This is a genomic window from Streptomyces sp. NPDC056948 (assembly GCF_042674225.1).
Lineage (GTDB): Bacteria > Actinomycetota > Actinomycetes > Streptomycetales > Streptomycetaceae > Streptomyces > Streptomyces purpurascens.
Window position 1 is genome coordinate 1 of record NZ_JBHUQX010000548.1, and the last position, 5,028, is coordinate 5,028.

Here is a 5,028-nt window from a genome sequence, read left to right on the forward strand (position 1 = left end):
GTGTTTGCTCGGTCGTGCGGTGAAGTCGTCCCGTCAGCGGTTGATCGACTGGATCTCCTGGACGTTCATGTCCTGGGTCGTCTCGAAGGTGCCGTCAGGCAGATCGCCGCCGGTGCCGTCCGAACCCTCCCAGCTGATCTGCCAGGTGATGCTGGCGGAGAGTTGGTACGGGGTGCCGTTCGTGGCGCGGAGGTAGCGGATGCCGCAGGGTGGGGTCTTGTCGGCGTTGCCCTTGGTGTACGGGGTGCCGATGGAGTCGTCGTCGTTGATCTGGCAGTCGCCGGAGGCGGGGTAGACCTCGGCGTCGTCCGTGCCCGGCTCCAGGTGCAGGGCGACCGGCTTGGCGGTCGTCTCGGCCCACAGGCCTGTGCCGGGGAGTTCGGCGCGGACCTTGACGTCCTGGAAGGTGCCCTTGTCCAGCCACACCCAGGTGGGGAGGTTCACCGTCGACTTGGCCGTCGGCTTCAACTCCACCTTGGTCTCGGGGACCTTGACCTTGTCGTAGGCGTAGTCGGCGAGGGTTTCCGGGGTGGGGGCGTTCGGCACGTTGGGGATCTCGCCGGCGTCCTGCCAGAACATGAGGCGGCTGCACAGCGAGGTGTCATCGACCTTGGCCACGTCCGGCGATACTCCGCGCCAGAAGTATCCGTCCTTGCCCAGGTTGTAGTTCTTGTACCCCTTCACGGTGCCGGGCTTCGTGAAGATGGTGGTGGCGTCCTTCTCGTCCCTGAAGTGGTCGGTCCAGAGTTCCGAGCCGTACCACCCGTCGCGCAGACCGGCATCGCCGCTGCCGTCGTTCTCCGAGAAGTTCTTCAGTTGCTCCGGGGTGAAGACAGGCTCGTACCAGCACGGCGGGGGCTCCCAGTTCGTGTCCGTCGACGCGACGGTGCCCTGCTTTCCGCCGGTGGGGCCGCTCACTTGGCTGACCTTGATCCGGGAGTGCGAGGCGGAGGCGGAGATCTCGTCGTTCTTGGCTCCGCCGCCGTAACTGTCTTCGCCGCCGAGGGCGACGGCAGGCACGGGTGCGAGGAGAGCGACGGTGAGTGAGAAGACCGTGAGGGGCCGGGAGGCGTGTGAGGATCTCACTGTGCGCAGCCACCCCTCTCCGAGTGGGCGGACACTGCCTGCCACACACCCTGGGCGTTCTTGCCCATGGAGACCACGTAGAAGACCTCGGGGTCCGTGCCCGCCGGGTTCCCCTTGACCTCGCCGGTCTTGCGGTTCTTCGTGGAGGCCTTGCTCTCATCGGTGCAGTAGGAGAGGGACGCCGCTGCCTTGTCCTTGGCGAGGGTGACCTTGGGGTCGAACACGGGCAGCTTGCCGATCACGGTGAGGTTCTTGTCCGTGTAGGTCCTGATCCACTGCTGGCTCTGCAAGAAGCCGTTCTTCGTGTCGTAGAAGGCGCGGTTCTTGCTGTCGGGATCGTTCTCGATGATCGCCTCGTACCCCGCCCGGAGCTGTTCCTTGCCGTCGTTGAGTACCGCCTGCTCGACGGGGTCGCTGCTCGTCCAGTTCTCGAAAGGCAGCTGGAAGCTGCTGGGGAGCTTGATCACCGGGCGCTTGACGCCGGGTGCCGCGGACGAGGCCGAGGTCGACGGGCTGCTCGACCCGCTGTCCGCTCCCTTGATGTCGTCCGATGACGAATCGTCGCCTCCGCCACAGGCGGTCAGAAGCAGCGCCGCCGTCGTGGCGAACGCTGCGGCAGTGGTGGTCAGTGCGCGGCGGGCCACAGTTGGTCTCCCCCGTAGTTTCGGTGTACGCGACAGAGAACGAAGCTATCAGGGGAGGGGATTTGGCCCTTGAGAGGCAGGGGTGGATTGTGTGGGGAAGGTGAGGAGTGTGGCGTGGCGGTTGCGAACGACTTGGGATCCGGTAGTCAGCGGTTGATCGACTGGATCTCCTGGACGTTCATGTCCTGGGTCGATTCGAAGGTGCCGTCCGGGAGGTTGCCGCGGGAGCCGTCGGAGCCTTCCCAGCTGATCTGCCAGGTGACGCTGGCGGAGAGTTGGTAGGGCGTGCCGTTGGTGGCGCGGAGGTAGCGGACGCCGCAGGGCGGGGTCTTGTCGGCGTTGCCCTTGGTGTACGGGGTGCCGATGGAGCCGTCGTCGTTGATCTGGCAGTCGCCGGAGGCGGGGAAGGTCTCGGCGTCGTCCGTGCCCGGCTCCAGGTGGAGGGCGACCGGCTTGGCGGTCGTCTCCGCCCACAGGCCCGTGTTCGGGAGTTCGGCGCGGACCTTGACTTCCTTGAAGGTGCCCTTGTCCAGCCATACCCACGTGGGGAGGTTGACCGTGGACTTGCCCTCCGGCTTCAGGTCGACCTTCGTCTCCGGAACCTCGACCTTGTTGTAGGCGTACTCGGCGAGCGTCTTCGGCGTGGGCGAATTCGGGTCGTCCGGGGTTTCGCCGGCGTCGACCCAGAACATGATGCGGCCGCAGTCCCAGGAGTCGGAGGCCATGGGGTCGGGCGCCACACCACGCCAGAAGTAACCGTCCTTGCCGAGGTTGTAGTTCTTGTACCCCTCGGCCGTGCTGTTCTTCGGATTGTGCATGTCGAAGTTCTCGGCCGGCTTGCCGTCGCGGTAGTGATCGGTCCAGAGTCCCTTGCCCCACCAGGACTCGTGAATGCCGACATCACCACCGCTGTCCGTGTCCACGAACTTCTTCAACTGCTCGGGACTGAGCTCGGGTTCGTACCAGCAGGCCGGCGGCTTCCAGTTGGGGTCGACCGTACCGAGGTTCCCCTTCTTGCCTCCGCCGCCCCCACCGCTCGGGTACGAGAGCTGGATGTTGGAGACGGAAGCCGACAGTCCGCCCGTGCCGTCGGCTCCGCCTTGCGGGCCGCTGGGCTTCGCCTCGCCAGCGACCGGCTTGTTGGCGTAAGCCGGGCCGGCGGAGCAGACGAGGGATCCCGCAGCCAGGGCCACGATCAGCTTCGTTCGCCTGGATACGGTCAGCCTCGGCATTCCTCCGCCTTCCCCTCGACGGTGACCTGCTGGGCACGCCACACGGGCTTGCCCTGGACAGACGCCATGAGGAGGGTGAACTTCTGGTAACTGTCCAGGCTTTCCTTCGTACGGTGGATCTTCTCGGACTTGACTTCCTTGCCGTAGACCTTGGACTGGTCCTCACAGAAGGTGACGTTGACCGTCTTGACCTTCTCCGACTCGTCGACCGGGTTGGTTTCGGCCTGGTAGTACCGGTCCTTGCCCGTGAGGGTCCAGCCGCCGTCCACGTACTCCTTGATCTGCGAGTTCGCGTACTGGGCGGCCTGGCCCGACGCATAGAACTGGAAGGCGGGATCTGCCGGATCCTGCTTCGTGATGCCGTGGTTCAGCGCGCGGATGTAGTTCGCGGCGTCCTCGAGAGCTGCCGCGCTGTCCTGGTCCGACGGCTTCTCGAAGTCGAAGACCAGGTCCAGATCCTTGGGGAGACTCACGTCGGGCCGGTCGACATCGGTCGGCGTCGAGCCGGAGGCCGAGGCGGAAGGACTGCTTGCTCCCTTGTCCGCTCCCTTGATGTCGTCTGACGAGCCGCCGCCCCCGCCGCACGCGGTGAGCAGAAGTGCTGCCGTAGTGCCGAACACGGCAGCTGTGGTGGTCAGAGCGCGGCGGGCCACGGTTTCTCCCCCGAGGTTGGCGTGTGCGACAGGGAACGAAGCTATCAGGGGTTGTGTGTGCCCCCTTGGTTGGCCATGGTGGATTGTGTGGGGTGCGTGAGGGGTGTGCGTAGCGGTTGCGAAGGGGGTGATCCGGGCGGCTCGGCCGTCCGCGCGAGCGCAAGTAGCTACAGGGGCAAATGGGACGTCAACGAGGTTCCTCCCCGCCGCCCTTCGACGACCTCAATAAGAGTCCATAAGATCTCTGTAGGCTCAGCACACCCCTTACTTCACAGCGCTGCCTCACCGCACTCCACACACGACCCCAGGACACCCGCCATGCCGCGACGCCGCACCTCAAGCTCGTCAAGCTCGACGGGAAGTACGACGGGAGCGACGGCCCCGACGACGGCCCCGAGGAATCGGACGCCGCAGCCGGTGAGGATCCGGCGACGGTCGTTCGGGGACTTCGTCAAGGCGTTCTTCGCCTTTGTCGCCCTGGCCGTTCTGCTCGTCGGCGTGCCGGGCGCGCTGGCCACGCAGATCGGGTGGCCGCTGCCGAACGGGGTGCCGAGCCTCGACTGGCTGCAGCAAGAGATCACCGTTCAGACGTTTCTGAACATCCTCACGGTCGTGGTGTGGCTGGCGTGGGCGCAGTTCACCGCCTGCGTGCTCGTCGAGATGAAGGCCGCGCTGTCCGGTGTCGGCGTGCCGGGGCGCGTACCCGGCGGCGGGCCCAGTCAGTTGCTCGCGCGGCAGCTCGTCGCCGCGCTGCTGCTCGTCGGCGCCACGGCCGCCAGCTTCGCGCCCGGGCTGTCGCAGCTCGGGCAGACGTATGACGCCAACCAGAAGCCCACCGTGGCCTCGGCCCAGCAGACCCCGGGCGGTCTCTTCGCCCAGCAGCAGGAGCAGGCCGCCGACACCGCGTCCGCCCTCGCCGAGCAGGCCTCGCACGCCGCCTCGCACGCCGAGGCCGGTGGCAGCACCGCCAAGCAGGGCGACACGAAGTACTACCGGATCCAGCCGCCCGAGGGGCGTCACCACGACTCCCTGTGGGAGATAGCCGACCGGCACCTCGGTGACGGGCGTCGCTACAAGGAGATCTTCGATCTCAACAAGGACCGCGTCCAGCCGGACGGGTCCAAGCTCTCCGAGGCCAGCCTCATCCGGCCCGGCTGGATCATGGAGATGCCGGGTGACGCGCGCGGCGGCGACCTCGTCGAGATGCCCGACGAGGCTCCCGACGTGTCGCCCGATGTGCAGCAGCAGATCAGCGACTACGCCCAGAGCGGCGACCATGCCCAGGGCGGAGGGGGCGCCGGCGCTCAGGGCGGTGGCCACGAGCACGCAGGCGGCGCCGGCGGTGGTGCCGCCCAGGTCTCCCTGCCCGAGCAGCGGCCCGCCCCGGACACCGGCCACCAGCAGGCCACCAGC

At 67.0% G+C, this 5,028-nt stretch carries 5 protein-coding genes; 1 reads left to right on the top strand and 4 read right to left on the bottom strand.

The window, feature by feature from the left end; genetic code table 11:
- Positions 1–33 precede the first annotated feature (33 nt).
- The 4 genes from ACFTZL_RS40740 to ACFTZL_RS40755 all read right to left on the bottom strand — a co-directional run bounded on the left by ACFTZL_RS40740 (position 34) and on the right by ACFTZL_RS40755 (position 3,615).
- Positions 34–1,020 carry a hypothetical protein gene (locus ACFTZL_RS40740; RefSeq protein ID WP_382594368.1) on the bottom strand — a complete coding sequence of 329 codons (987 nt, stop codon included), beginning with the start codon at positions 1,018–1,020 and terminating at the stop codon, positions 34–36.
- Positions 1,021–1,082: 62 nt separating this feature from the next.
- Positions 1,083–1,730 (bottom strand): hypothetical protein, encoded by a 648-nt coding sequence (locus ACFTZL_RS40745; RefSeq protein WP_382594371.1) that lies wholly within the window; start codon positions 1,728–1,730, stop codon positions 1,083–1,085.
- Between the two features lie 146 nt (positions 1,731–1,876).
- Positions 1,877–2,962 carry a hypothetical protein gene (locus ACFTZL_RS40750; RefSeq protein ID WP_382594374.1) on the bottom strand — a complete coding sequence of 362 codons (1,086 nt, stop codon included), beginning with the start codon at positions 2,960–2,962 and terminating at the stop codon, positions 1,877–1,879.
- A complete protein-coding gene (locus ACFTZL_RS40755; protein ID WP_382594377.1) occupies positions 2,950–3,615 on the bottom strand; it encodes a hypothetical protein in 666 nt (221 codons plus the stop codon). Before ACFTZL_RS40755 ends, ACFTZL_RS40750 begins: the two co-directional genes overlap by 13 nt.
- Before the next feature lie 318 nt (positions 3,616–3,933).
- Here ACFTZL_RS40755 and ACFTZL_RS40760 point away from each other — a divergent pair.
- A partial coding sequence (locus tag ACFTZL_RS40760; protein WP_382594380.1) for a LysM peptidoglycan-binding domain-containing protein occupies positions 3,934–5,028 on the top strand: 1,095 nt, incomplete at its 3' end.